General features: G+C 64.2%; 15 protein-coding genes and 21 tRNA genes. 35 read left to right on the forward strand and 1 reads right to left on the reverse strand.

Translation table 11 applies throughout. The annotated features are described in order from the left end of the window. Positions 1–175: 175 nt before the first annotated feature. Positions 176–1,696 (reverse strand): alpha/beta hydrolase-fold protein, encoded by a 1,521-nt coding sequence (locus KY501_RS24640; RefSeq protein WP_224365755.1) that lies wholly within the window; start codon positions 1,694–1,696, stop codon positions 176–178. A 168-nt stretch (positions 1,697–1,864) separates the two neighbouring features. Between KY501_RS24640 and KY501_RS24645 the strand changes: the two genes are divergently transcribed. The 35 genes from KY501_RS24645 to KY501_RS54630 all read left to right on the forward strand — a co-directional run bounded on the left by KY501_RS24645 (position 1,865) and on the right by KY501_RS54630 (position 23,402). Continuing rightward, positions 1,865–2,110, forward strand: a complete 246-nt coding sequence (locus KY501_RS24645) for a hypothetical protein (protein WP_224365757.1) — start codon at positions 1,865–1,867, stop codon at positions 2,108–2,110. Between the two features lie 14 nt (positions 2,111–2,124). Next, entirely contained in the window at positions 2,125–2,706 is a 582-nt protein-coding gene (locus KY501_RS24650; protein WP_224365759.1) for a HesA/MoeB/ThiF family protein, read from the forward strand. 264 nt (positions 2,707–2,970) lie between these two features. Further along, positions 2,971–3,126 carry a hypothetical protein gene (locus KY501_RS24655; RefSeq protein WP_224365761.1) on the forward strand — a complete coding sequence of 52 codons (156 nt, stop codon included), beginning with the start codon at positions 2,971–2,973 and terminating at the stop codon, positions 3,124–3,126. Positions 3,127–3,222: 96 nt separating this feature from the next. Further along, positions 3,223–3,309: transfer RNA gene (locus KY501_RS24660), tRNA-Tyr, on the forward strand. 92 nt (positions 3,310–3,401) lie between these two features. Continuing rightward, positions 3,402–3,472, forward strand: a tRNA-Lys gene (locus KY501_RS24665). 12 nt (positions 3,473–3,484) lie between these two features. Beyond that, positions 3,485–3,555: transfer RNA gene (locus tag KY501_RS24670), tRNA-Gly, on the forward strand. 7 nt (positions 3,556–3,562) lie between these two features. Continuing rightward, positions 3,563–3,634, forward strand: a tRNA-Gln gene (locus KY501_RS24675). Positions 3,635–3,639: 5 nt separating this feature from the next. Further along, positions 3,640–3,715, forward strand: a tRNA-Asn gene (locus KY501_RS24680). Positions 3,716–3,718: 3 nt separating this feature from the next. Then, a tRNA-Cys gene (locus KY501_RS24685) sits at positions 3,719–3,789 on the forward strand. 13 nt (positions 3,790–3,802) lie between these two features. Beyond that, positions 3,803–3,875: transfer RNA gene (locus KY501_RS24690), tRNA-Glu, on the forward strand. A 16-nt stretch (positions 3,876–3,891) separates the two neighbouring features. Then, a tRNA-Pro gene (locus tag KY501_RS24695) sits at positions 3,892–3,967 on the forward strand. An 8-nt stretch (positions 3,968–3,975) separates the two neighbouring features. Continuing rightward, a tRNA-Pro gene (locus tag KY501_RS24700) sits at positions 3,976–4,050 on the forward strand. Positions 4,051–4,063: 13 nt separating this feature from the next. Then, a tRNA-Ile gene (locus tag KY501_RS24705) sits at positions 4,064–4,134 on the forward strand. 114 nt (positions 4,135–4,248) lie between these two features. After that, positions 4,249–4,321 (forward strand) — tRNA-Phe (locus tag KY501_RS24710). Positions 4,322–4,409: 88 nt separating this feature from the next. Beyond that, positions 4,410–4,482, forward strand: a tRNA-Thr gene (locus KY501_RS24715). Between the two features lie 20 nt (positions 4,483–4,502). Continuing rightward, a tRNA-Gly gene (locus tag KY501_RS24720) sits at positions 4,503–4,574 on the forward strand. A 4-nt stretch (positions 4,575–4,578) separates the two neighbouring features. After that, positions 4,579–4,650, forward strand: a tRNA-Ala gene (locus KY501_RS24725). A 20-nt stretch (positions 4,651–4,670) separates the two neighbouring features. After that, a tRNA-Ala gene (locus tag KY501_RS24730) sits at positions 4,671–4,741 on the forward strand. 15 nt (positions 4,742–4,756) lie between these two features. Then, positions 4,757–4,831 (forward strand) — tRNA-Arg (locus KY501_RS24735). A 14-nt stretch (positions 4,832–4,845) separates the two neighbouring features. Next, a tRNA-Arg gene (locus KY501_RS24740) sits at positions 4,846–4,920 on the forward strand. A gap of 6 nt (positions 4,921–4,926) precedes the next feature. Continuing rightward, positions 4,927–5,001 (forward strand) — tRNA-Arg (locus KY501_RS24745). A gap of 179 nt (positions 5,002–5,180) precedes the next feature. Then, positions 5,181–5,255, forward strand: a tRNA-Leu gene (locus tag KY501_RS24750). A 15-nt stretch (positions 5,256–5,270) separates the two neighbouring features. Beyond that, a tRNA-Leu gene (locus KY501_RS24755) sits at positions 5,271–5,345 on the forward strand. Between the two features lie 22 nt (positions 5,346–5,367). Further along, a tRNA-Leu gene (locus KY501_RS24760) sits at positions 5,368–5,442 on the forward strand. Positions 5,443–5,464: 22 nt separating this feature from the next. Further along, complete coding sequence (locus KY501_RS24765) at positions 5,465–6,007, forward strand: HNH endonuclease (protein ID WP_224365763.1); 543 nt, start codon at positions 5,465–5,467, stop codon at positions 6,005–6,007. 500 nt (positions 6,008–6,507) lie between these two features. Beyond that, a complete protein-coding gene (locus KY501_RS24770) occupies positions 6,508–9,321 on the forward strand; it encodes an AAA family ATPase (RefSeq protein ID WP_224365765.1) in 2,814 nt (937 codons plus the stop codon). Between the two features lie 113 nt (positions 9,322–9,434). Further along, positions 9,435–11,075 carry a ribonuclease J gene (locus KY501_RS24775; RefSeq protein WP_224365767.1) on the forward strand — a complete coding sequence of 547 codons (1,641 nt, stop codon included), beginning with the start codon at positions 9,435–9,437 and terminating at the stop codon, positions 11,073–11,075. A gap of 17 nt (positions 11,076–11,092) precedes the next feature. Then, positions 11,093–11,590, forward strand: coding sequence for a YajQ family cyclic di-GMP-binding protein (locus KY501_RS24780; protein WP_224365769.1), 498 nt, complete (start codon positions 11,093–11,095; stop codon positions 11,588–11,590). 2 nt (positions 11,591–11,592) lie between these two features. Beyond that, the gene (locus KY501_RS24785) at positions 11,593–12,696 is read left to right on the forward strand and encodes a DOMON domain-containing protein (protein ID WP_224365771.1); all 1,104 of its coding nucleotides are present in this window, start codon (positions 11,593–11,595) and stop codon (positions 12,694–12,696) included. 34 nt (positions 12,697–12,730) lie between these two features. Further along, a complete protein-coding gene (rimO, locus tag KY501_RS24790; protein ID WP_255636843.1) occupies positions 12,731–14,110 on the forward strand; it encodes a 30S ribosomal protein S12 methylthiotransferase RimO in 1,380 nt (459 codons plus the stop codon). Between the two features lie 214 nt (positions 14,111–14,324). Beyond that, positions 14,325–17,747 (forward strand): serine/threonine-protein kinase, encoded by a 3,423-nt coding sequence (locus KY501_RS24795; RefSeq protein WP_224365775.1) that lies wholly within the window; start codon positions 14,325–14,327, stop codon positions 17,745–17,747. 2 nt (positions 17,748–17,749) lie between these two features. Beyond that, entirely contained in the window at positions 17,750–19,213 is a 1,464-nt protein-coding gene (locus KY501_RS24800; RefSeq protein ID WP_224365777.1) for a sigma-70 family RNA polymerase sigma factor, read from the forward strand. Between the two features lie 129 nt (positions 19,214–19,342). Continuing rightward, positions 19,343–20,206, forward strand: coding sequence for a nucleotidyltransferase domain-containing protein (locus tag KY501_RS24805; RefSeq protein WP_224365779.1), 864 nt, complete (start codon positions 19,343–19,345; stop codon positions 20,204–20,206). A gap of 42 nt (positions 20,207–20,248) precedes the next feature. After that, the gene (locus KY501_RS24810) at positions 20,249–22,045 is read left to right on the forward strand and encodes an SAVED domain-containing protein (protein ID WP_224365781.1); all 1,797 of its coding nucleotides are present in this window, start codon (positions 20,249–20,251) and stop codon (positions 22,043–22,045) included. A gap of 1 nt (position 22,046) precedes the next feature. Then, on the forward strand, positions 22,047–23,402 hold the full coding sequence (locus KY501_RS54630; RefSeq protein WP_255636827.1) for an RAMP superfamily CRISPR-associated protein: 1,356 nt from the start codon (positions 22,047–22,049) through the stop codon (positions 23,400–23,402). Position 23,403 lies beyond the last annotated feature (1 nt).

Raw genomic sequence — 23,403 nt, forward strand, 5'->3', positions numbered from 1 at the left:
ACACAGGGGCGTCTCGGGAGAAAGGACCTCGGGAACGTCCGAGGTCTGTCCCGCGAGTTCTTCCTCTGGGGTGAACTCGCCCTTCAGACTGAGCGAGGGTCGCACCTGTCTGACAGGCACATACGCGAGCCCCGACATCTCTTCTATCCTGTGCCGCACCTCTCGCTGCACCTGCTCAAGGCACAGACGGGTACAAGAACTCGAGGATCTGCTCTGTCCGAGCAGCCCAGGCCGCTTCATTGTGCCTGGCGCCCTCAGCCTCAAAGTACTTCAGGTCGTTCTCCAGCACCCAGCCTTTGGTGACGAGTGCGTCCCGCAGTTCACGTGTATCGTCCACGGTTTGCTGAGACTCCGCTGCGGAAGCATCTTCATTGGTTCCAATGTCCAACCAGATGCGCAGCGCCGGCTTAGCGGCGAGGTTGTTGACACGTGTCACGATGTCCTTGTTCGCCCACCACACCGAGGGAGAGACAACGCCTAGCCGCGTGAAGGTGCTCGAGTGCGTCAGGCCAAAATACATGGACACGAGGCCTCCGAGCGATGAACCAGCGACGCCCGTGTACTGGGCGTCCGGCTTCGTCCGGTAGGTTGAATCGATGAGCGGCTTGACGATTTCCACGATCAAGCGCCCGTAATCATCCGCTTTGCCGCCCCCACGAACAGGGTCTGGGGCCTGTGTATACTCGGGGATGCGATCGTCGGTGTTGTAAACACCCACGATGATGATGGGCTCCATCTGCTTCGCCTCGACGAGCCGCTGGGCCGTCTCATCCACGCCCCACTCGACACCGAAGGCCGCCGTCTTGGCGTTCATCAGGTTCTGCCCATCGTGCATATAGAGGACGGGGAATTGGCGGTTCGTCTCGGCCTCGTACTGGGGAGGCAACCAGACGATGAGCTTGCGGTTCTTGAGACCCACGGAAGAGCCATCAATGTCGTGGTACTGGATGTTGCCGGTCAGCGTGTCGGGCTGAGGATTAACGGGCCCTAGATCAGCCCAACTCCCCACCTGAACCTGCACCTGGGCGGGCGCTGTCACGGCATGAAGGTGGTTGTCGATCTCGCGGCCCTCAGTGTCCTTCTCGACCGTGGCCCAAGAGCCACGGGTGACCTTGAACTCCAGGTTGGTGCCCTTGGCAAAGTCCACGCACGTCCAGTAGCTGTTTCCGGAGGAAGCTTTCGTCAGTTTCATGCCAGCGCCGTTCCAGGTCCCCAGCTCCGGCTGGTTGCCCGAGATCCAGATCTCCGACTCCGCAGGCGTGTCACTGGGAACGGCAACCTGGAAGGTGATGGGAGTCTTGGACTCATCGGCTCCCACAGACCAGCTGCTGACGGTCCACTGGAGCTCCGCGCTCCCACGATCCTCGACGGTATAGGTATGGCTCGCAATGGGCTCCTGCGCGTCGGGCTGGACCAGCACGAAGTTGTAGCGGACCACCTTCCGTGCAGGGAGCATGACCGAGCCGCGGTAGTGCCCGTCCGCGTCACGCGTCAACGCAAGTCCCGGAGCCTTCCCGCCACCAAGAGCTGGATCGTTACCGATGACCGTCACAGTGGCACCGCAAGGGGTATATGCGGGAACGGCCACATCGAACGTGACCGACACGCTCTCGTGCGAAGGAGTCTCGGGAGGGGAGTCCTCGCTGCTGCACCCCGCCAGGCCGGCACCCAGGATCGCCAGGAGGGAGAGCGCCACTCTGAAGCCAGAAAGTGTCCATTTCATAGGCGCGAAGCATAGCCGCCTGCTCGTCTCCCGTTCGACGTGGACCTCTCAAGTGTCAGGAAGTCTGGGAGTCCCACGTCCCCAGGCGCCTGGACCGACCGCACATCGTGGCTTCGCTCCAGGTGAAAGGATGCGATGGCGATGACGACCCTCAACATCACCTTTGACGGGATGTCCGCAGATGTGCCGGTGGAACTGGACGGCCACGTGTCGGACATCGACGTACGGCGCATCGCAGTGGAGGTCGTGCGTTCCGGTGGCGTTCCGGGGATGCATCTGGCCCACCTGCGGGATGACGCCTTCCAGAACTACGTCGTGGATCGCTTCCGCGGGCCGCACGGCGCTGACCGCATCTACCTGCGTCCGAAGGTCCCCTTCGGCGCCTGATGGAGAAGGCTCCCATGCGCATCATCTTCTGTGGAGTGGGAGCCATCGGCTCCACGGCGGCGGTGCTCTGCCGCAATCTGGAGGCCACACTGGCCTTCGTTGACTTCGACCGGGTGGAATCCAAGAACCTGCTCGCGCAGGCCTATGTGAAGCCCTCGGTAGGGAAGAACAAGGCGGAGGCCTTGAAGCTCCAACTCCTCAACCTGCACGGAGTGAAGGCCGAAGCCTTCGGCGTGCGGCTTACCCGAGACAATGTCGCGGCGCTATGCGGCGGGGCAGATCTGCTCGTTGACTGCTTCGACAACCGGGAGAGTCGCCAGGTGCTCAGTGACTATGCGCGCCAGACAGGCAAGGCACTCGTGCACGGAGCACTCTCAGGGGATGGCACGTTCGGTCTGGTGCGCTGGGACGAGCGCTTCGTCCCGGACCCCGAGGATCAAGCGGGCCAGGCCACCTGCGAGGGCGGTCTCCACCTACCACTCATCGGATTGCTCGGGGCCGCGCTGGCCTGCATCATCCAGGACTTCGCGAAGCACGGTACCCGGCGCGACGCGATGGTGAATCTGAACTCGGTGACGCCCACCATGGGCACATGAAAACGGCCTCGGAGCTCTGCGCTCCGGGGCCGTTTTGTTTTTCCCGGCAAGGCATCGCCGGTATCGCTCGAAACGGGGGGAGCTCATCCCTCCTTATGTATAGCTTGATTGGGAGTCTGCATTCTCCCGCTCGAGCCTGCCCCTCCTGAAGAGGGAGCTTCGAAGAACAGCTCGGGCCTGCGCCGCGCGGGAACGTGGAAACTCCACGTGTCTGTCAGGAAGCATTTATTGCCGCGTCTTTTTTCGCTGAAAGGAGCGGTGACCATGGCGACGGTGACGATGCAGAGCGCGATGAACCCCAAGCACCATGACGACTTTGCCGGTTGCATCGAGCCGCTCCCGTGCACCCGCCTGGTCGCCGCTCCGGTGGTCTCTGCCGGATCCCGCAAGTGGTATCGCGGCAGACTACCCGGTTTCTGAATGTCGACGCCTCCTCCCCTCCCGAGGCGCCGTCGACTCAGAGGCCGGGCTCCCGAAAGGGGACCCGGCCTCTCTGTTTTCCGAGCTTCACCTCACGGGGATGTAGAGCGTTAGGGAGACGCGCTGGCCTGTAGAGCCTTCGCCGCATCGCCGGCCCACTGAGTTCGACTCTCAGCGTCCCCACTCCCAGCAGTTCCCAAGACAGTTCTTTGTTCTCTGACAACTGAATCGCAGTGGTGAAGTTCGTCCGCCCGCTTGCACGGGGGCGGTCAAACGCCTCCGTAGCTCATTGGTCGAGCATCCGCCTCTTAAGCGGACGGTGAGGGTTCGATTCCCTCCGGGGGTACTCGCAGCACACGCGGGTGTCGTCTAGTGGCAAGACTCCGGTCTCCCATGCCGGCAACACGGGTTCGAGTCCCGTCACCCGCTTCACCATACCGGGATTGTCTAATTGGCAGGACGGCGGGCTCTGACCCCGCAGGTGCAGGTTCGACCCCTGCTCCCGGTGCTCATTCGGCGGTAGCTCAACTGGCAGAGCACGCGGCTGTTAACCGCGGGGTTGAGGGTTCGAGTCCCTCCCGCCGAGCCAACTGGCCTGTTCCACCTGGGGTGGCGGCGGTCTGCAAAACCGTCTGGTGGCGGGTTCGACTCCCGCACAGGCCTCTCGATAATTCCTGCCTCGCTCGTCTATCGGCATAGGACGCCACACTCTCAATGTGGAAAGACGGGTTCGATTCCCGTGCGAGGCACTTGCAGCAGATTCAACGGGATGTAGCTCAGCTTGGATGAGAGCGCGCGCTTGGGGTGCGCGAGGCCGCTGGTTCGAATCCAGTCATCCCGACTTCTTCTCTGGGTGTAGCTCAGCTTGGCTAGAGCGCACGGTTCGGGTCCGTGAGGTCGCAGGTTCAAATCCTGTCACCCAGACATGCAGCACCACCGGGGTATGGTCCAATGGTACGACGCTCGTCTGATACGCGAGCAATCCTGGTTCGATTCCAGGTGCCCCGACTGAGTTTCTCTCCAGACAACTTCCTTGCTCTTGGACGCGATTGGATCGCGGCGTGGCCGTCTACCACGTGAACAGGGTTCGATTCCCTGCAGGAGCGCTCGCAGCAACGCATTGCCGCCCTGGCGTAGATGGTTCGCGCGCCTGTCTGAAGAGCAGGAGGACCCGGTTCGATTCCGGGGGACGGCACTTCTTCACCCTTTGCAGGCCGCGCTCCGGGAGCAGCTCGAACTCCAAATCCGGGCGGGCAAGGTTCAACTCCTTGGCGGCCTGCCACGCCCTTGTAGCTCAATTGGTGGAGCGCCGGTTTCGTAAACCGGAGGTCGTCGGTTCGATCCCGACCGAGGGCACTCGCAGTCCCGAAGTTTCTGCTGCCGTGGCCGAGAGGTGAGGCACCTGAGCGCCACTCAGGACCATGCGGGTTCGAGTCCCGCCGGCAGCTTCATGGGGTCGTAGCTCAGCGGGAGAGCGCTCGGTTCGCATCCGAGAGGTCCCGGGTTCAATCCCCGGCGGCTCCACTCAGTCAGTCGAAGTCCATGGGCCCGTAGTTCAGCGGGAGAATGCTCGGTTTGCACCCGAGCGACCCGGGTTCGAATCCCGGCGGGTCCACTTCCGTATCACCTTGGTTCCGTAGCTCAGTTGGAAGAGAGCACACGGTTGCGAGCCGTGGGGTCGCAGGTTCGAGTCCTGCCGGGACCGCTTCTTCTTGATTTGTCCCTGTAGCTCAGTGGATCCAGAGCGCACGGTTCCGACCCGTGAGGCCGCAGGTTCGAGTCCTGCCAGGGGCACTCGTTGCTTCCGTAGCTCAGAGGATGAAGAGCAGGCGCGTCCTAAGCGCACGGTCGCAGGTTCGAATCCTGCCGGGAGCACATGTGACATTTCTCGTAACTGCGGAGAGGGGCCGGCCGCCCCACCGGGTCTCATACGCCTGAGCTGCAGGGTTCGACTCCCTGCTCCGCAACTTCTCATGCACGCCGAGCCAGCTGGAGACGGCACCGGTCTCACATACCGGCTTTGCTGGGTTCGATCCCCAGGGCGTGTACTTCGAGCCGGAGTAGCCCAATTGGTAGAGGCGCCAGATCGAGAGTCTGGAGGTTTGAGGGTTCGACTCCCTCTTCCGGCACTTCCCCTTTTTCATGCCGCGGTAGCCCAACCTGGTAGAGGCGCTGTACTCAGACTACAGAGGTTGCGGGTTCGACTCCCGCCCGCGGCACTTTCACGAAGCTCCCAACCCCGTCCGCGTAGCCCAATCGGGAGAGGCGGCTGGCTCAAACCCAGCTCAGGTGCGAGTTCGAAGCTCGCCGCGGACATTCCTCCGAAAGGACCCGTGTCATGGAGACGCTGGTATTGAGCCAGGCCTACGAGCCCGTCGCGCGGGTGCCCTGGCAGCGCGCGATGATGCTCATCTGGCAGGGCAAGGTCGAGGTGGTCGAGGAGTATGAGGACCGCTTCGTCCGCTCTGTTACCCTTGAGTTGAAGATGCCGTCCGTCATCCGCTTCATGAGCTTCTTCCGACAGCGGCATCGCGGCATCAAGTTCAGCCGGGACAACGTGTATGTGCGCGACGGCTGCAAGTGCCAGTACTGCGGCAAGAAGGTGTCTCGTCCGGAGGCCACTTACGACCACGTGACTCCTCGCGCCCAGGGCGGCAAGACGACCTGGGACAACGTGGTGATCGCATGTGTGCCCTGCAACCAGAAGAAGGGCAACCGGACTCCGGCACAGGCTGGCATGTTGCTGCGCACCACACCGATGAAGCCCAAGCGGCTGCCGGAGTCGCTGCACTTCACGTTCACCTACGAGAAGGGCATGCCCATCTCGTGGCGGAAGTTCCTCCGCGATGTCGCGTACTGGCACACGGAGTTGGAGGAGTGAGGCCCGGGAAAAGGGGGGCACCAGAGGTGATCCCCGCCACCGCTCCGCCCCGGAACGGAGCACCCGGTGGAGCGGGGGTGCGCCAGAGGCGGCCCCCACCCGTAGAGCCTCCCCGCGCGCCGGCAGGCGGGTCCGCTGCTGCCGGCACCTTCTCCTGGAAGACCAACGCCGGAGGCCGGCGGCCCGTCTCGAAAGCGGTGCGAGTGCTCAGCGCTTGGGGTTCGAGTCCCCTGTCTTCCGCTGTGTGACGTCTGGAGCGTGATTGCCGGGTGGCCGGCGGCCTGGCTGGAACCCAGGCGGGTCCAAAGGGCCCGTGGTTCGACTCCACCCCGCTCCGTGTTTTCTGGAAGTGTGAACTGGTGATGGCACCAGGCTCCGTTGCTAGCGGGTGCGGACCGGCTCCCGGTCTGAGGTTCGAGTCCTCCACCTTCCGTATCGGTTTACCCCCTCACCACTGCGGTTCAGCAGGCTAGAGTGCCTCGCGTTGGGGGCGTTTCAACATGGCGACGAGAAAGAGCGAGGACAACGAGAGACTCATCGACCGCGATCTCACGGCGCTCGCGCGTGACGGCAAGCTTGCGCCCGCGCACGGCGCGGACTCCGCCGTGGCGGAGGTGCTGGGATTGCTGACTCGAGGCGGCAAGCACCCGCTGCTCTCGGGTGAGCCGGGCGTCGGAAAGAGCGCGCTCGTCCAGGAAGTGGCCCGCCGGATTGCCGAGGGCCGTGTGGATGCGGAGCTGACCCAGGCCCGTATGGTCGAGGTGTCCGCCGCAAACATCCTGGCGCGCAGCACCCAGCGGCAGGCTGCCGAGAGCTTCGAGGAGCTGCTCAGCTACCTCAGCCGACACCCGTGCCCCATCGTCTACATCCGGGATCTACCTCTGGCGCTCGGGGGGCCGCTCGCCCCCGTGGCCATCCGTGCCCTGCGCACAGGAGGTGTCCGCTTCATCTTCGAGACCGAGCCAAAGCGCGTGCAGGAATTGCTGCGCGCGGATGAGGCCCTGGCCGAGCGTCTCCACCTCATTCCGCTGCAGGAGCCTCCCCTGGAGCGCTCCCGGTGGATCCTGGGCCGAGTGGCAGAGGAACTCGAGCGCGAGATGCATCTACCGATCGATCCGGCCGCGTGCGATCTGGCGCTGCGCCTGTCCGCCAAGTTCCTCCTTGCCCAGCGCATGCCGCGTAAGGCCATCGAACTGCTCAAGGAGACAGCGGCCGAAGCGGCCGGTGCGGCCCGCGACCGCGTGGGAGCCGAGGATGTCCTCACCCGCTTCTGCGCTGCCACACGCCTGCCACGCTTCGTGGTGGATGACGCGATGCCACTGGATCTGGAGGAGACGGAGCGCTTCTTCGGGGAGCGGCTGCTCGGACAGACGGACGCGGTGAGCGCGGTGCTGCGCTCCGTGGCACTGCTCAAGGCCGGTCTGAATGACCCGCGCCGCCCGCTGGGTGTGTTCCTCTTCGCTGGCCCCACAGGCGTAGGCAAAACCCAGCTCGCCAAGTTGCTGGCGGAGTACCTCTTTGGCTCCGCCGACAGGCTGGTGCGCCTCAACATGGCGGATTTCCCCAATGATGGCGACGAGAGCGTCCCTTTCGGCGCGTCTTGGGCCCCTGCCCTGGAGACGAAGCGTGGCGAGCTGACCAACCTCCTCGACGGCAAAGTGTTCACTGTGCTGCTCCTCGATGAGTTCGAGAAGGCCGCGCGAAGCGTGCACGACCGCTTCCTTCAGCTCTTCGATGAGGGCACTTTCGTCAATGGCGCCGGAGAGACGGTGTCGTGCAACAACACGCTCATCGTCGCCACCTCCAACGTAGGTGCCGAGGTGTACCGAGAGAAGGGCATGGGTTTCACCGTCAATCGGAGGGACGAGGAGCTCATCCCCGAGGTAGACCGGCGCATCGGTGAAGCCTTCCGCCCTGAGTTCCTCAACCGCTTTGACGCCATCTGCCACTTCCGTCCACTGACCAAGGTCGAGATCCGGAAGATCGCCCAGCGCGAGGTGGGTCGAGTGTTGGAGCGCGAAGGTATCCGTGCCCGAGCCCTGGATGTCGAGGTGACTCCAGAGGTGGTCGACCTGCTGGTTGAGCGCGGCTACTCACCTCAGTTCGGTGCCCGCTACCTGCAGCGAGAGATCGAGAAGACGCTCACCGCAGCGCTCGCGGTGGAGATTGCCCGCCGTCCCCTACGGCCTGGAACTCCCGTGCGTGTGGAGGCTCGGCTTGGTGGCAAGGTGGTGGCCGTAGCCGAGCCATTGGCTCCTCCTCGTGAGGCGACGGCACAGCTCTCCCTTCCGACTCCCAAGGCCGCAGCCGTCAAGCGTCGTCTGGACCGCAAGTCCCTGCTCCATGAGATGGACCGGCTCGTAGGCCGAGCCCGCGCCCTGTCGGTCTCCGCTGCCCGCCCCCAGTTGGAGGAGAAGCGCAACCAGCTCCTGGCGGAAACCCAGGCCCCCAATCTGTGGGACGACCCGGATCGTGCTGCCACCACTCTGAGGGCATTCCGCACGGTGGAGGCCCAGATCAATGAGCTGGAGCGCCTGGAGCAGGCCGCAACCTTCGCACGCCGACTGGTTCGCGAGGCAAAGAACGAGATGCAGCTTGCGTCCGCGGCGAAACAGGTCGAGGACGTTGCTCGCGAGGTGCAGATGGCCGAGGCCCTTCACGCCTCTGGGGCCACCGCAGAGGACAATGAGGCCCTGGTGGACATCTGCGCCAGCGAGTCAATGGAGGCACAGGACGCATGGGTGCAGGAACTGGCCACCATGTACCTCGGCTGGGCGGAGAAGCGCGGCTACGAGGCCATACTGGTAGCCGAAGCCGAGGGCCCCTCGCGCGTGGTGGTGCGCATCGCGGGCCCCGGCGCCTACGGATTCCTCGCTGGCGAAGCAGGCATGCACCGGCGCATCGAGGATGAGAAGCGTCAGCGCGCCTACGTCCGCGTGCATCGAGGTGGCGCGGCCGAGGACCTCGAGGCTCTGGAGGTGGAAGGTCGCCCGGTCAAGAAGCACGAGGGTGCTTTCCTGGAGCGCGTCCGCACAGAAGTTACTGTGAAGGACTCCTCCACGGGCCGCGTGCTCACCCTGACGGGCTCGGGTGAAATGGACGAGATGAAGGACATTGCCACGCGCGTGGTGTCCGGCCAGGGGGCCAGCACCGATGAGGCGCGAAGGTACTATGTGGCTCGCGGCGCACGCGTGGAGGACCCTCGTACAGGCGCTGGGACTCCTCGCGTGAAGGACGTGCTGCGCGGCGACCTGGACCTCTTCATCGCAGCGTGGATCTCCCGTCCGCCGCCCGAGCCCCCCTCCACACCGTGAGCCTTCCATCCGGCTTCCCGCCAGGGAAACCTCACCTCCCCGGCAGGCAACAAGGCGGGCGCCTGCTCAAAACACTCGGGCGGCGTCGGGCCTCCGTCCATAATGAGTAGGGCATGCTTCATATGATTCCCCTGGGAGGGCTGGGCGAGATCGGCCTCAACGCCATGGTGCTGGCCTGCCGTGGAGAGATGGTCCTCATCGACGCTGGGCTCATGTTCCCCTCCGAAGCCGCCCCCGGTGTGGACATCATCATCCCCGACTTCAGTCACCTTCGGCAGAACGCCTCGCAGCTCAAGGGCATCGTCCTCACCCACGGCCACGAGGACCATACCGGCGCCCTTCCCTACCTGCTCTCCGAAGTGCCTGTTCCCGTCTATGGCACTCGCTTCACCCTCGCCATGGCACGGCAACGTCTGGATGAGCTGGGTGTCATCGCGGATCTGAGAGAGATCGAACCCCGCACTCCTTTCCCCGTGGGCTCCGTCTTCACCGTCGAGGCGAGCCGCGTCACCCATACCGTGCCAGATGCCGTGGGCTACATCTTCCGTACCCCCGAGGGCACCGTCATTCATACCGGGGACTTCAAGCTGGATCCCGATCCCATTGACGGCCTGCGCACGGATCTCGAGCGCTGGGGTGAAGCAGGTGATCAAGGCGTCCTCTGCCTCCTGTCCGACTCCACCAACTCCGAATTCACCCAGGAGACCGGCAGCGAACGGGTGGTGGAGCAGACCTTCGACCGCCTCTTCCGGGAAGCCCAGAGCCGCATCGTCGTCGCCCTCTTCGCCTCCAACCTCCACCGCGTGCGCACCGTCCTCAAACTCGCCGAGCAGTCCGGGCGAAGGGTGGCACTCCAGGGCCGCAGCATGACTCGTAACGTGGAGATGGCTCGACAGCTCGGCTATCTCGATGTGCCCGAGTCCCTCTTCATCCCTCTGGAATCCGCTCCAAGCCTGCCTCCCAACCGGTTGGTACTCCTCTCTACCGGAGCCCAAGGAGAGACTCGCGCCGGACTGGCCCAGATCGCTGCCCGCAACGGGCCCGTCAAGCTCGAACCCGGGGACATGGTCGTCCTCAGCTCCCGCCCCATCCCCGGCAATGAGCGCTCTGTCGGAGCCCTCCTGGACCAGCTCCATTGGACTGGGGCTCGCATCGTCTACGCGCAAGTGGAGCCCGGTGTCCATGTCTCGGGCCACGCCAGCCAGCCGCAACAACGACGTGTCCTCGACATCGTCCGCCCCCGCCACTTCATCCCCGTCCATGGCGAGCTGCGCCACCTCCACCGCCACCTGGCTACCGCTCGCGAGTCTGGCCTCGCCCCCGCTCAGCTCCTCCTCGCACAGGACGGGGACCTCATTACCTTCGAGGAAGGCCAGGCCCGCTTCGCCGGCAGCGTTCCCGTCGGTCGCGTCCACAAGGACCTCTACAGCGGCGGCGTGGTCACTCCGGAAGCCCTCCAGGAACGCACCAAACTGGCCGAGACCGGCCTCGTCGTCGCCGCGGTCGTCATCGATCGTGCCTCGCTCGCGCTGATGGCCGGCCCCCAGCTGTCCGGCCATGGACTGTCCCTGGATGAGCAGGTGCTCCTGCCCCGGATCGCCGACGAGGCCCGGAGCCTCTTCCTCCAGCTCTCCCCACAGCTGCGCGGAGATGACGCCCTGGTGCGAGAAGAGGTGACCCGCTCCGTCCGCCGTGCTTTCAAGCTCTTCACCGCCAAGCGCCCCCTGGTGGTGCCCATGGTCGTCAAGGTGTGATAAGGGCCCTGGCGCCCATGCCTTCCTTCGACGTCGTCTCCAAGATCGACCTGGCCGAGCTCGACAACGCGGTCAACCAGACCAAGAAGGAGCTCAGCACCCGCTACGACTTCCAGGGCGCCCAGGCCGACATCCTCCTGTCCCCGGACAACACCGTCCTCACCGTCAAGGCCAACAGCGAGGACCGGGTCCAGGCCGCCAAGGAGGTCCTCCTGGCCAAGCTCGCCAAGCGCGGCATCTCCCTGCGCGCGCTCGAGTTCCTCGACATCGAAAAAACGAGTCTGCACAACGTCAAGCAACCCATCAAGCTTCAGCAGGGCATCCCCGTGGACAAGGCCAAGGAGCTCATCAAGCTCCTCAAGGAGTCCAAGCTCAAACTCCAGGGCTCCATCCAGGCGGACCAACTCCGTGTCACCGGAAAGAACAAGGACGATCTCCAGGCTGCCATCGCCTTGTTCCGCCAGGAGCAGGACCAGCTGAAGCTCGACATGCAGTTCACCAACTTCCGGGATTAGTCATGCGTGCGCCTCTCCTCTCCCTGTGCCTTCTGCTCGCGCCCGCGCTCTCCCAAGCCCAGGAGCGCCCCAGCAAGGCTGTTCCCGCGCTCGCCAAGGCTCCCAAGCTGGATGGCAACCTCAAGGACTTCGCTCCGTCCGTGACGTTCCGTCCGCCCGCCTCCACCGACGCCACCGCCTCCTTCACCGCTCGGGTGGCCTGGCGCAAGGACACGCTCTATGTCGGCGTGGAGGCCACGGATGACCAGCTCATCGCCGGCGATCTCATCACCCTCACCCTCTTCTTCCCCGGCGCAGGGCCCACCGCGATTGGCAACACCTTCCGGTTCGCCTTCGATGGCAAGCGCGCTTCTCCCCCGGACAGTGGGACCTCCGCCTCCGCGCAGGAGAAGGTCGACGTCGGCGTCCTGCGCAATGACGACAAGCTGAACCTGGAGATCGCCCTCCCCGTCACCGCCTTCCCGCGCTTTCCCACAGTGGATCCGCTCGTCTTCGATCTCTGCGTCACCTTCGAGGACCAGGATGCGGTGGGCCAGAAGGCCACCCCCGTTTCCAACTGCAAGGACGGGGGCATGATCGGTGATGCCCTCAAGCTGCCCGAGGAGTTCCGCAAGGGCCTCAAGCTCAAGCCCTCCGAGGAAGCAACCGCGCTCGAGGCCACCCAGGGCGGATGGCTGGGCTGGGGCATCCTCCACTACCCGGTCTGGGTGGAGGCCGAGAAGCCCCTGACCTCCGAGTCGCTGCGCTCCATGGTCGCTCCAGAGGCGGTGGAGCCCGAGAAGGTCAACGTGAATATCCCCGAGACACTCACCCTGTCTGGAGGTCGCACCCTCCTCACCGTTGTCTCCGGCAAGGACCCCTATGCCGTCGAGGGCAAGTGCGACTCGGAGCACGAGCTACGCTTGGGGCTCTATCTGCTCTCGAACAAGGACCGGACGGCCCAGAGTGTGCTCGAGTGGCCGGCTGCCACCTGTGCGCTGGGTCGGGCCCTCTCGATCAATCTGGAAGAAGACGGCGCGCTGAGCATCGGTTACTCGAACGGCGCAATCACCAACTTCGCCTGGAGTGGAGACCACTTCGCGCGGACGCAACTCGGAAAGCGGTAACGCAGTGCAGCAAGACACCAAGAACCTTTACATGATGACCCTCGGCTGCCCGAAGAACCGGGTGGACTCCGAGGTGATGCTCGGCACGCTCAAGCAGCGCGGCTACCGCCTCGTGCAGGAGCCCTCCGAGGCCGAGGTCATCGTCGTCAATACGTGCGCCTTCATCGGCCCTGCCAAGCAGGAGTCGGTGGACTCCATCCTGGAGATGGCCGAGTACAAGAAATCCGGCGCATGCAGCACACTCGTCGTCACCGGGTGCCTCTCGCAGCGCTACGGCGGCGAGCTGTCCAAGGAGATGCCCGAGGTCGACCACTTCCTCGGCACCGGCGCGTATGCCCAGATCGGCGACCTGCTCGCCGCCGAGGCCTCCCCGCGCCAGGTCATCCCCGATCCGGACTACATCCACGACGCGCGCACCCCGCGCGAGAACTCGATGCCCTCGTACACCGCCTATCTCAAGGTGTCCGAGGGCTGCGACAACGCCTGCGCCTTCTGCATCATCCCCAAGCTGCGCGGCGGTCAGCGCTCGCGTCCCATCGCGGACATCATCGCCGAGGCCGAGCGTCTGGCTGATCAGGGCGTCCAGGAGCTGAACCTCGTGGCACAGGACCTTACGGCCTACGGGCATGACCTGCCCGGCAAGCCCAAGCTCCATGAGCTGCTCAAGGAGCTGGTCAAGGTGGACGTGCGCTGGATCCGCCTGCACTACGCCTACCCGCGCATCTTCCCGGATGAACTCATCGAGGTCATGGCGACCGAGAAGAAGATCGCCAAGTACCTGGACATGCCCCTGCAGCACGCCAGCGACAAGCTGCTCATGTCCATGAAGCGCGGCCGCAACTCGCAGTTCCTCACGGACCTGCTCACCAAGCTGCGCACCCGCGTGCCGGGGCTGGTGATGCGCACGTCGATGATCGTCGGCCTGCCGGGCGAGACCGAGGAGGACTTCGAGCTGCTCAAGGAGTTCGTCAAGACGCAGCGCTTCGAGCGGCTGGGCGTCTTCCAGTACTCGGACGAGGAGGACACCGCGGCGTTCGATATGCCGAACAAGGTGCCTCAGAAGCTCATCGAGCGCCGCTGGCGCGAGATCATGGCCATCCAGAAGCGCATCAACCGCGAACAGAACAAGAAGCTCGTGGGTAAGCGCATCGAGGTGCTCGTGGAGGGCCCCAGCCCCGAGACGGAGCACCTCCTGGTGGGCCGCCACGAGGGTCAGGCTCCAGAGATCGACGGGCAGGTCTACATCAACGATGGCCTGGCCTATCCGGGTGAGTTCGTCACCATCGAGGTGACCGAGGCTCACGACTACGATCTCGTCGGCCGTGTCGTGGAGCGCCCCGATCCGAAGCAGCGCCAGCACAAGGTGCGCGACGCGGCTCCGGCGCCGATGGCCACCTGGACTTCGCCGCGCTGAGGGTTCTCAGCCCTTGACGAAGGGAATGCAGTCCCCCTCGAAGTCATTGAAGATGGCATGCCCCCCAAGGGGGGGTCGGTTGGCGTGCCGATGCACCCGACGCCCTTCGCTCTGAGTTCCTCATAGGTCGTCCAAACGAGAGTCCTCCCGTTGGACGATGCACACATGGTGAGTGCTGTCCGAGCGCCAGCACGGGTAGATTTCTCTCACCACCATGACGCCTCCCCTTCCCAGTCATGTCGGTCCGTACCGGCTGCTGCATGCTCTTGGCAGCGGTGGCATGGGCCATGTCTTTGCCGCAGTCCACGAACAGATTGGACGACAAGTGGCGCTCAAGATCCTGCGGCCTGAAAAAGCACAGGATCCACACCACATCGCCCGCTTCCTTCAAGAGGGGCGTGCACTCGCTCAATTCCAGCACCCTGGTGTCGTTCAGGTCTTCGAGTGCGAACAACTGGGAGACATGGTCTTCCTGGCGATGGAGTACCTCCAGGGTCTCTCCTTGCACCAGTGGATGCAGAAACATCCCGGCACTGTACCCATCCCAACCGCTCTAGCCATCTGCGCGCAGATCGCTGCTGTCATGGCGGATGTCCATGCGCAGGGCATCGTCCACCGAGATCTGAAGCCAGAAAACATTTTCCTCTGCCCGAACGAAAAGGCTCTCTCAGGCCATCACGTCAAGCTTCTGGACTTTGGCATCGCCAAGCTGCCACCCGCTCCGGACGGCGTGCTCGTAACCACTCAGATCCACACGCAGGAGCCGTCTCTCATTGGGACTTACACATACATGGCCCCAGAGCAGCGCCGCAGTCCGTCGACTGTGAGCGGACGCGCGGACGTGTATGCGCTGGGCGTGCTGCTCTTCGAGCTACTCGCAGGCCATAGACCCTTTGTGTCGGACGACCCTGTCGACGTCCTCTCCGCGCACGCGAACCAGGAGCCCCCCCCCCTGAAGCAGCTGGTGCCCGCCCTCCCCGGAACGCTCTCCGCCTTCGTCGCCTCCATGCTTGCCAAGGAGCCCGCGGAGCGGCCGACGATGCTGCGCTGCCGGAACATGCTCAGCGCCCCCTGGGAGATGACACAGGACGTCTGCCCTGTTCCCGGACTGGCCTCCTTCACGGGGGCACAGGCAGAGCTGTTCTTCGGCCGTAAGACGGAGACGCAGGCGATGCTCTCGCTGCTCGAGGATGCCCTCTCCGGAAGAAAGCGGTGGGTGCAATTGGAGGGGCCCAGCGGCGTAGGCAAGTCCTCCCTGATTCAGGCAGGGCTGCTGCCACGGCTCAGAGAGTTTCCTTCCTCAGGGGCTCCACACTGGCTCGTGGCTACCCTACGCCCTTCCGACATGCCGCTTCGGAGCCTTGCCCAGGCCCTGGCTGACGTGTACGCAACCACAGGTCCCGAGAGTTCTCCCGAGGAAGTCGAGCGCGCGCTGTCACAGGGAGCCAACGCTCTTCGGGATTTCGTCACAGATCGTACCCCCCAGGAGTTTCTCCTGCTCCTGATCATCGATCCCATGGAGGAGCTCTTCACACTGGGCTCGGCCGAGTGCCAACGGCTGGATGCTCTGCTGTCCACTGCGCTCGTCTCCCCAGAGTGCCCGCTCCGGCTGCTCACGAGCCTGCGCAGCGACTTCCTGCACCGGATGGAGCAACTACCCACTGTGGCGCGCCAGCTCCCTGGAGCGGCCCGCTACCCTTTGCTGCCCATGGATGAAGCGGCACTGGAGCAAGTCATCCAGGGCATGGCCTGGCACGCAGGTCTCCGGCTCGGTCCTGGGCTGGCACAACAAATGGTACGGGATGCCCGAGGCGAAGGCAGCCGACTCGCACTCCTGGGACACGCGCTGCGGGAGTTATGGACGCTCAGTGGTGGAACGCTGCTGGCTCTCGAGGACTATGAGCAACTCGGTGGGGTGGGGGGCGCTCTGGCGCATCAGGCCGAAGAACTCCTGGATAGCCTGGGCGATGAAGGGCGAAGGCGCGCCAAGTGGCTCCTCCTGGAGTTGGTCCAGATAGGCCGCGGCGTGCCTGATACACGCCGCCCTCGCTCTCGCGAAGAGGCTCTCACCGCGGCAGAGGGTGGCCAACTTGCCGAAACGGTACTGCTGCGGCTGAGCGGAATGCGCACGAGCAGCAAGCTCGAGGAAGCGCAGGGGCTTCGGCTCATCACCCTCTCTGGAGAAGAAGAGCCCTCACGTCAACGCGTAGAACTGGTGCACGAGACGCTGCTCCACAGGGTCCCCTCGTTGGTCCGATGGATCAACGAGGAGCGAATGCTACTCGAACTCCATGAGGACCTCGAGGTCGCCGCGCATGTCTGGGAGCAGGCGAAGTGTCCGACCGAAGGACTGCCTACGGGCACCCTGCTCGCCTATTACCGCGGTGGCTCAGCAGTGCCGCGCGGTGCCAACCCGCTGGCACGACGGATGAGCCCTCGCGCAGCCCGCTTCATCCGAGCCGCTGAGAAATCGGAACGGCGGCGTACCTGGAGGCGGCGAGCACTCGTGGCAGCCTCTCTTCTGGCAGGGGTGACCATCCTCTTCTTTGCAGCTCGAGCAGAGCAGGAGCACCAACGAGCGGATCAGTCCCTCCAGCAGTTCATTGCCGAGGCAGATGACATTGTTGGCGATCTGGACTGGGAGTTCAGCCGCTTCCCCTACACGCTCCATGGGCGTACACAGATGCTCCAATCCTTCCAAGAGAAGTTGGAGGCGCTGCGCTCTCAGGCGGGGACACGCCCCGAGATCCGGTTGGCTCTCATTCAATTCCAACAACGGCTGGCCGATCTCGCGTTTCATGATGAATCGCTCGATGCCGCAGACAGTCACCTGCTCCAGGCCTTGGAACATCTGCAGGCTGGTCTTGCCGACCAGCCTCAGAGCAGAGATCTGCGGAAGCAGTTGGCATTCAACCACTCCAAGCGCGGCAAGGTGGCACAGGCACGCGCCCGCTTAAGTGAGGCACATGGCTACTTCACTCAAGCCCTGACGGTGTTTGGGAGCCTCGAAGCCAAACCTAGCGAAGAAGAGGATGATCGGCGATCCATGGCTGTGAGCCTCGCCGAGATGGCCGGGTTGGAGCTCGAGCTCGGGCTTCCGAACGACGCTGCTGAGCACCTGGATAGGGCCATCTCCTACCACCAACAGAATAGCGGCCTGTATAACCAGTATGTCCTGGCCGTCCTCCTGGGTGATCGCGCAGAAGTGGAGCGAAAGGTCGGAACTCTCGAAGCAGCAGGGCAATACCTCGAGAAGGCGCTCCAACAAGCGCGGGCCTGCGTCCAGGCTCAGCAGGGTAATCACCTCTATCTCTGGGTGCTGGCTCGAACGCTCGTCAAGCGCGGCGCACTCGAGGCCACACAGAACCGGACTGAGGAGGCTCTTCGAGACTACGAGGATGCACAGAGGCATGCACGGGAAGTGCATCAAGGTGAGCCCACCAACAAGCGTTATGCACTGGTTCTCGCGCAAGCGCTGCTAGGGTATGGAGAACTCCTTCAAGCTCGCGGAGAGAGCGTGCCCGCCCAGAAGTCACTGTCGGAGGGATGTACCTTGGTCCGTGAATTCCTCCAGCGAGACAGTGAGGATGTCCGCTTCCGTTTTGCACAATGCGCTGGAGTGGGAAAGAAGGAGTAGGCATGAGCCCAATTTCCCCGTCCGGGAAGACCTTCGAGGAACTGCTCCGTCGATCGCGTGCGCGAGAGAAAGAGGCACTGGAGGAGTTGCTCCGTTTCACCCGAAAGGAGATGGAAGCCTGGGCTGCACAGAAGGCCGACACGGCGCAGCCTGGCGGCTCCCGGCCCTCGGACATCTACCAGGAGACGGCAATACAAGTGGTTCAGCACTTCGCCTCCTTCCAGGGCTTCACCCAAGGCGAGTGGTTTGCCTGGGTCAAGAAGATCATCTCCAGCCAGGCCCGGCAGTTGGCTCGTGATGCCGGGCGCAAGAAGCGTGCTCCGGCCGGATTCCTCTCTCTGGATGCCGAAGAAGCCCAGGCAGTACCCATCCCGCAGCAGAGCCCAAGCCAGCTAACTGCCCAGAAGGAGGAGTGGAACCAGCTCGACAAGAACCTCGCCCTCCTTCCCGCCGAACAGCGCGAAGCCTGCCGGCTCCATCACCTGGAGGAGCTGACAGCTACTGAAGTCGCCAAGCGCATGGGAAAGAGCAAAGCCGCCGTCGAATCGCTGCTGCAGCGGGGGCTGAAGAAGCTACGAGAGCTCTCGGCGCAATCGGCACAGAATCTGACCGAGCCTACCCTCGGTCTCCAGGTGGGTGAGTATTCCATCGTCCGCAAAGCGGCGGTGGGCGCCACGAGCGAGTTGTACGAGGGGAGCCACAGGAGCAGCGGCGCAATCGTGGCGGTAAAGGTGCTGCGCCCCAAGTGGTGCAGGCAGAAGGAGATCGTGGCGCGATTCCTCAACGAGGCACATGCGCTCCAGGAACTCCAGCACCCGCACCTGGTGAGAGCCATGGCCAAGGGCACTCTCCCTCAAGGCGCCCCTTTCATGATCCTGGAGTGGCTCCCCACGGATCTGCACCAGTTGCTTACAGCAAGAGGGGGACGCCTACAGATTACGGACTGCTCGCGGGTCCTCCAGCAACTCGCCAGTGCTCTGGAGAGCTTGCACGCGCACGGCCTCATCCACCGCGATCTGAAACCCGCCAACGTGCTGGTGAGCCACTCGAAGCCTGGTGCCGTAACCGTCAAGCTCGCGGATCTCGGGCTGGCAAAGCACACCGTCGGCGACGGTGCGCTGCCTTCCGCGTTGCCAGTCTCAACCGCAGGCAGCGCTCTGCTGGGCACCTGGGACTACATGGCCCCAGAACAGTGGGTCCACTCGAAGACAGCAGGCCCCAAGGCCGATGTATATTCCCTGGGGGTACTTGGGTTCCAGCTCCTCACTGGCAGGCTGCCCTTCATCGCGGGAGCTCAAGGGGATCTGATGACCCAGCACCTAGAGCAACCGCCTCCCCTGGAGCTCCTTCCGGACAGCGTTCCGACCCCCGTGAGGACGCTCCTCTCCCGAATGCTGAGCAAGAAGGCTTCGGAACGCCCTACGCCGCGAGAGCTCCAGGAAATCTTACCTGTAACCCGCAAGTGAGCTGCTCCGAGGCTGGGTACCGGCCTCCCAGAGCAGCTGCCGACCCTTCCCAAGAAAAAAGCACCTGACCGCGATGGTCCCTCCTTCCTTTTGGCGTCCTTTTTTGTGGGTGCCAGAAAAGGAGAGGCCATGTGGAGTGTGCGTGAGGCCGTGCAGCGGTTTATCGAGTCGTTGGAACTCACCGACCATCAACGAGAGGAGGTCATCCGCCAGCACACACTGGTCCGGGAGCAGTTGCGCCGGTGGCTCAGCCCGAAGACCGACTTCCTGTCGGGCTCCTACGCTCGTAGGACCGCCATCCGCCCCCTGCACGACATCGACCTCTTCGTCGTGCTGAGGGATACCTCCTCGCCACCGTCCGAGTCGCAGGACACCGTTCTCAAGCAAATCCGGCAGGCGCTTCAGCCGCTCAGGCCTGGAATGGAGCTGCCCATCCTTCAGGAGCACTCGGTGCACATCGGGTTCTCCTCGCCAGGCATCGAGTTCGACGTGGTGCCCGCATTCCAGCAGCCAAGCCAGCAGTTCTATTTCATCCCCGAAAGGGGAACAGCGCAGTGGATCCGCAGCAACCCTCGGCTGCACGAGGAGCTGAGCACGGCAGCCAATGAGCGTGCCGGGAAGAAGCTCAAGCCGCTCTTGAAGGCTGTGAAGCATTGGAACCGCAATCATGGCTCCAGCCCGCTGCGCTCGTTCCACCTGGAGGCCATGAGCTACAGCGCGTTCACCTCGCCCCCCACCGGGTATCTGGAAGGCCTGGAGGCACTCTTCTCTCACCTCAGCCAGCAGGTCCAACGCTCCTGCCCCGATCCAGCAGGGTTGGGGCCCAACGTCGACAAGTACCTGCTCCCCAACGACCGAAATGCCGCCCAATCGATTCTGGGGAGTGCAGCCAGGGAGATGCGGCTGGTCCTCACCGAAGAGAGGTCCTATCCCTCACAGGCACATGCCCGTCTGCGGTCGCTCTTCGGTCCTGAGTATCGGGATGGTCCTTGAGCCCCTTCCCCTCCACTCGCGTGCTGCCCAGGTGACCACCTTATGGACATTCCCATCCGCTCGAGATCCCGCGCCCTCATCCTTCGATACGAGCACGATCGGCCCGTCATCGAGTCCGCCGCGCGCGACGCATTGAGCCGCAGCGGCCACGAAGGCCACCAGGATGTCGCCGACGTGGTGCTCCATCCCCATGACGCCGCTCGAGGAATTCGCGATCAACAACCCCAGGACTGGGCATGGGCCTTCCATGAAAACGAGCGATTTGCCGATCTCCTGCTCCAGAAAGAGGCGAACCTCGGTCTCGATCACCTGCCGGTCCATCTGTTCGGATGCGCGCCCCTGGTCCTGATGCTGCACCTCGGATGGCGGCTATCTCGCCGGACGCTCCATGTCTACCAGCAGTCGCTGGCGGATGGAGCGTGGGCTCCAGGCCATGACCGGACGCAGCCCTCCACTCGAGAGGACTTCTTCCAAGTGGAGGGACTGCCTGCAACTCGTCAGGGCGGGCACGGGTACGTCGCGCTCATCGTCGAGGTGACGAAGTCCATCAAGGACAGGGCCGTCGCTGACTTCCAGGCCAGATACCCTTCGGAATTGCTGGCCACCGTGTGTCTGCGGCCCACTCGAGGTCCCTCGACCAACGCCGTTCAGCACCCGGGCGAGGTCTCCCGTGCGGTGGAGCAGTTCCGCAGCGTGCTCGACACCCTTCACGACCGGTTGGAGGGCGCCAAGGCTGTGCTGCTGGTCATGGACTGCCCGGCCAGCTTCGCCGCTGCGCTCGGCACGGCCTTCAACCCGAACACCCAGCGCCCACTCTGGCTTCACCACTTCTTCCCCGACAAGGGCTATCTCCCTGTTCACCTCATGCGACCCCAGCGCCGCGCGGCTCAGGTACCGGCCACCCGCGAGCAGATCCTGGAGGCCTCCCGTGTGCTCGGTGAGGTACGCAAGGTCCACGAGGAATTGGCGCACTGGCTGAAAGAGCCAGAACAGCGGTCTCTGGTCGACCTCGTCGATGGGGAGAACCTGCTGCACAGCCAGATCAACAGCACCCCGGCCACCGAAACCGAGCCGCTCTTCCGCTACCTCCAAGGAGAATGGAGGTTCCACGTTGACTTGCTGCTGGCGCTGAAAGCGCTGCGCGAACGGCTGGCCTCCCCCACGGATTGGAAGGAGTGTGTTCGGCTGCTGATCATCCACGAGGCCTACCACGTCCGCCAGGGCGGCCTGACCTCCTACAACTACAGCGGAAGCGGCCGAACGGGCTGGGTGCTCGAAGCGGTGGACTACGACGCGGACGACGTCGCCGTCCAGGTGGCCTTCGCCTGGCGCCAGGCCAAGCAGCCCGGTGTCGTGAAGGACGAGGGACAAGCCAGGACGCTGGAAGCCATCGTCTGGAACATCCTGGAGAGCCTGCGCATGTTCGAACCGGAGCGCCCCATCCGGGATCTCTCGGAGCGCCGACTCCGGCGGTACCTCATCTGGCTCTTCCATGCCTGCCGACTGGGCGTCCAGGCCTCCCGAAAACAGGACGGCACGCCGTTGGAGGAGCGGGTGATCGTCGAGATCGCTGGGCTGCAGGGCTTCCCCGATGCATACGAGAGCTACCCTCAGCAGCGTGTCCAGCTCGAAGGCGCGGAGCAGAGCGACTCGCTGGGACTCGCCATCTACTACCAGCGCACCCTGGTGCGAGAATCAGACAAGGAGCTGATCGCCGCCGTGCTCCAGGTCCTCAGCCGCTGGGACTCGCTGTCCCGAGCCGAAGCCCAGGACCAGATGAAGCTCCACTTCGGGCGGCTCTTTGATCGGCACCGCTCCCTGCTCAATCCGAGGACGTGACATGGACCTCCCTGAGCCGCCTCCGCAGCAGCGGCGCTCCTCCTCTGGAGCGCCACTCGCGTCCCTCGTGGTGGAACTCGAGAACACCACCCCCATCCTCGGCGGCGCACCTGTCCCTCGCCAGGTAGACACCGTGGATGTCATCCGGGTGCCCACGGTCCGCGGCCACCTTCGCTTTTGGTGGCGAGCGCTTTATGCCCACGAATTCCCTGCCCCCATCGAGCTGGCGCGCCGAGAGCGTGAGCTGTGGGGCGGCGTCGGCGATGACACAGGAACACGCTCCAGTGTCGAGGTGACCGTGGCGGTGGATAGGAGCCGCAAGCAAGTGGATCCGACTCCCGTTCACACGCGAGAGCGGGACTTCTATGCGCTATGGCCTACCCGCCCAACTGCGGAAGAGCCAGCCGCACCCAGACTCCAGCCCGCTCTTCGCTTCCAGCTCTGCCTCAGAGCCCCCGCCGGGCGCATAGGCGAGGTGGAGAATGCTGTCCGCGCCTGGGTGCTCTGGGGTGGATACGGAGGGCGTACACGACGTGGGGTCGGCAGCCTCACAGTCTTGGGAGATGTCTCGACATGGCTCCCGCGCGGTGCGAGCGGAGCCGAGCTGCAGCGACTCTTCGGAGGGCTGTCTCTCTTCGGCTCTCCTCCTCAAGGAGGGGCGCGGCAGGTGCCTCTCCTTCAGGGAGCACGTCTGTTCCATGGGCGGACTCGGCAGGATCCACGAGAGGCCTGGCTCGAAGCGCTGCAATGGCTCCAACGGTTCCGCCAGGAACAGCCGCCTGAGCAGTACCAGGGGACGGCCAGAGCATATGCCCGAGAGAGGGGAGACCGGACGCGTCCCGGGCGCTCCAACTGGCCGGAGCCAGACAAGATACGCCGGCTCCTGGATCCTTCGGGGAACAGGCAGTGGGCCCACCTCCCTCGAGCGGAGTACTCGAAAACACCCGCATGGCCTCGCGCTGGCTTTGGGCTTCCCATCGCCATCCGCTTCCAGGACAAGGACCGTCGGACGAAGGCGAGATATCGCAACCTGGATCCTGCGGAGGTGGAGCTGCGCTGGTACGACGGCAAGGAGGTCCGTGAGCGATTGGCCTCGCCCCTGATCGTCAAAGCGATGCCCCTGGCGAATGGCTCCTTCACGCCTGTCGCTTTGTGGCTCTGCCGCGCGAACCCTCCAGGGGAGGTCGTCCTCCTTCTCAAGGGCCAGAGGACTCCCGTGAGCGGCTCGTCCGCGCGGTTCGATCAGCTCCTGGCTCCCCATGACAAAGCTCTGTACGCGCCTCTCCAGGCCTCCAGCCTTCGTGAGGCCTTCTTCGGCTGGCTGGCGAAGTCCATTCCCGACGTGAAGGAGTCCTGAC

The sequence above is a fragment of the Hyalangium versicolor genome (assembly GCF_020103695.1).
Classification (GTDB): Bacteria; Myxococcota; Myxococcia; order Myxococcales; family Myxococcaceae; genus Hyalangium; species Hyalangium versicolor.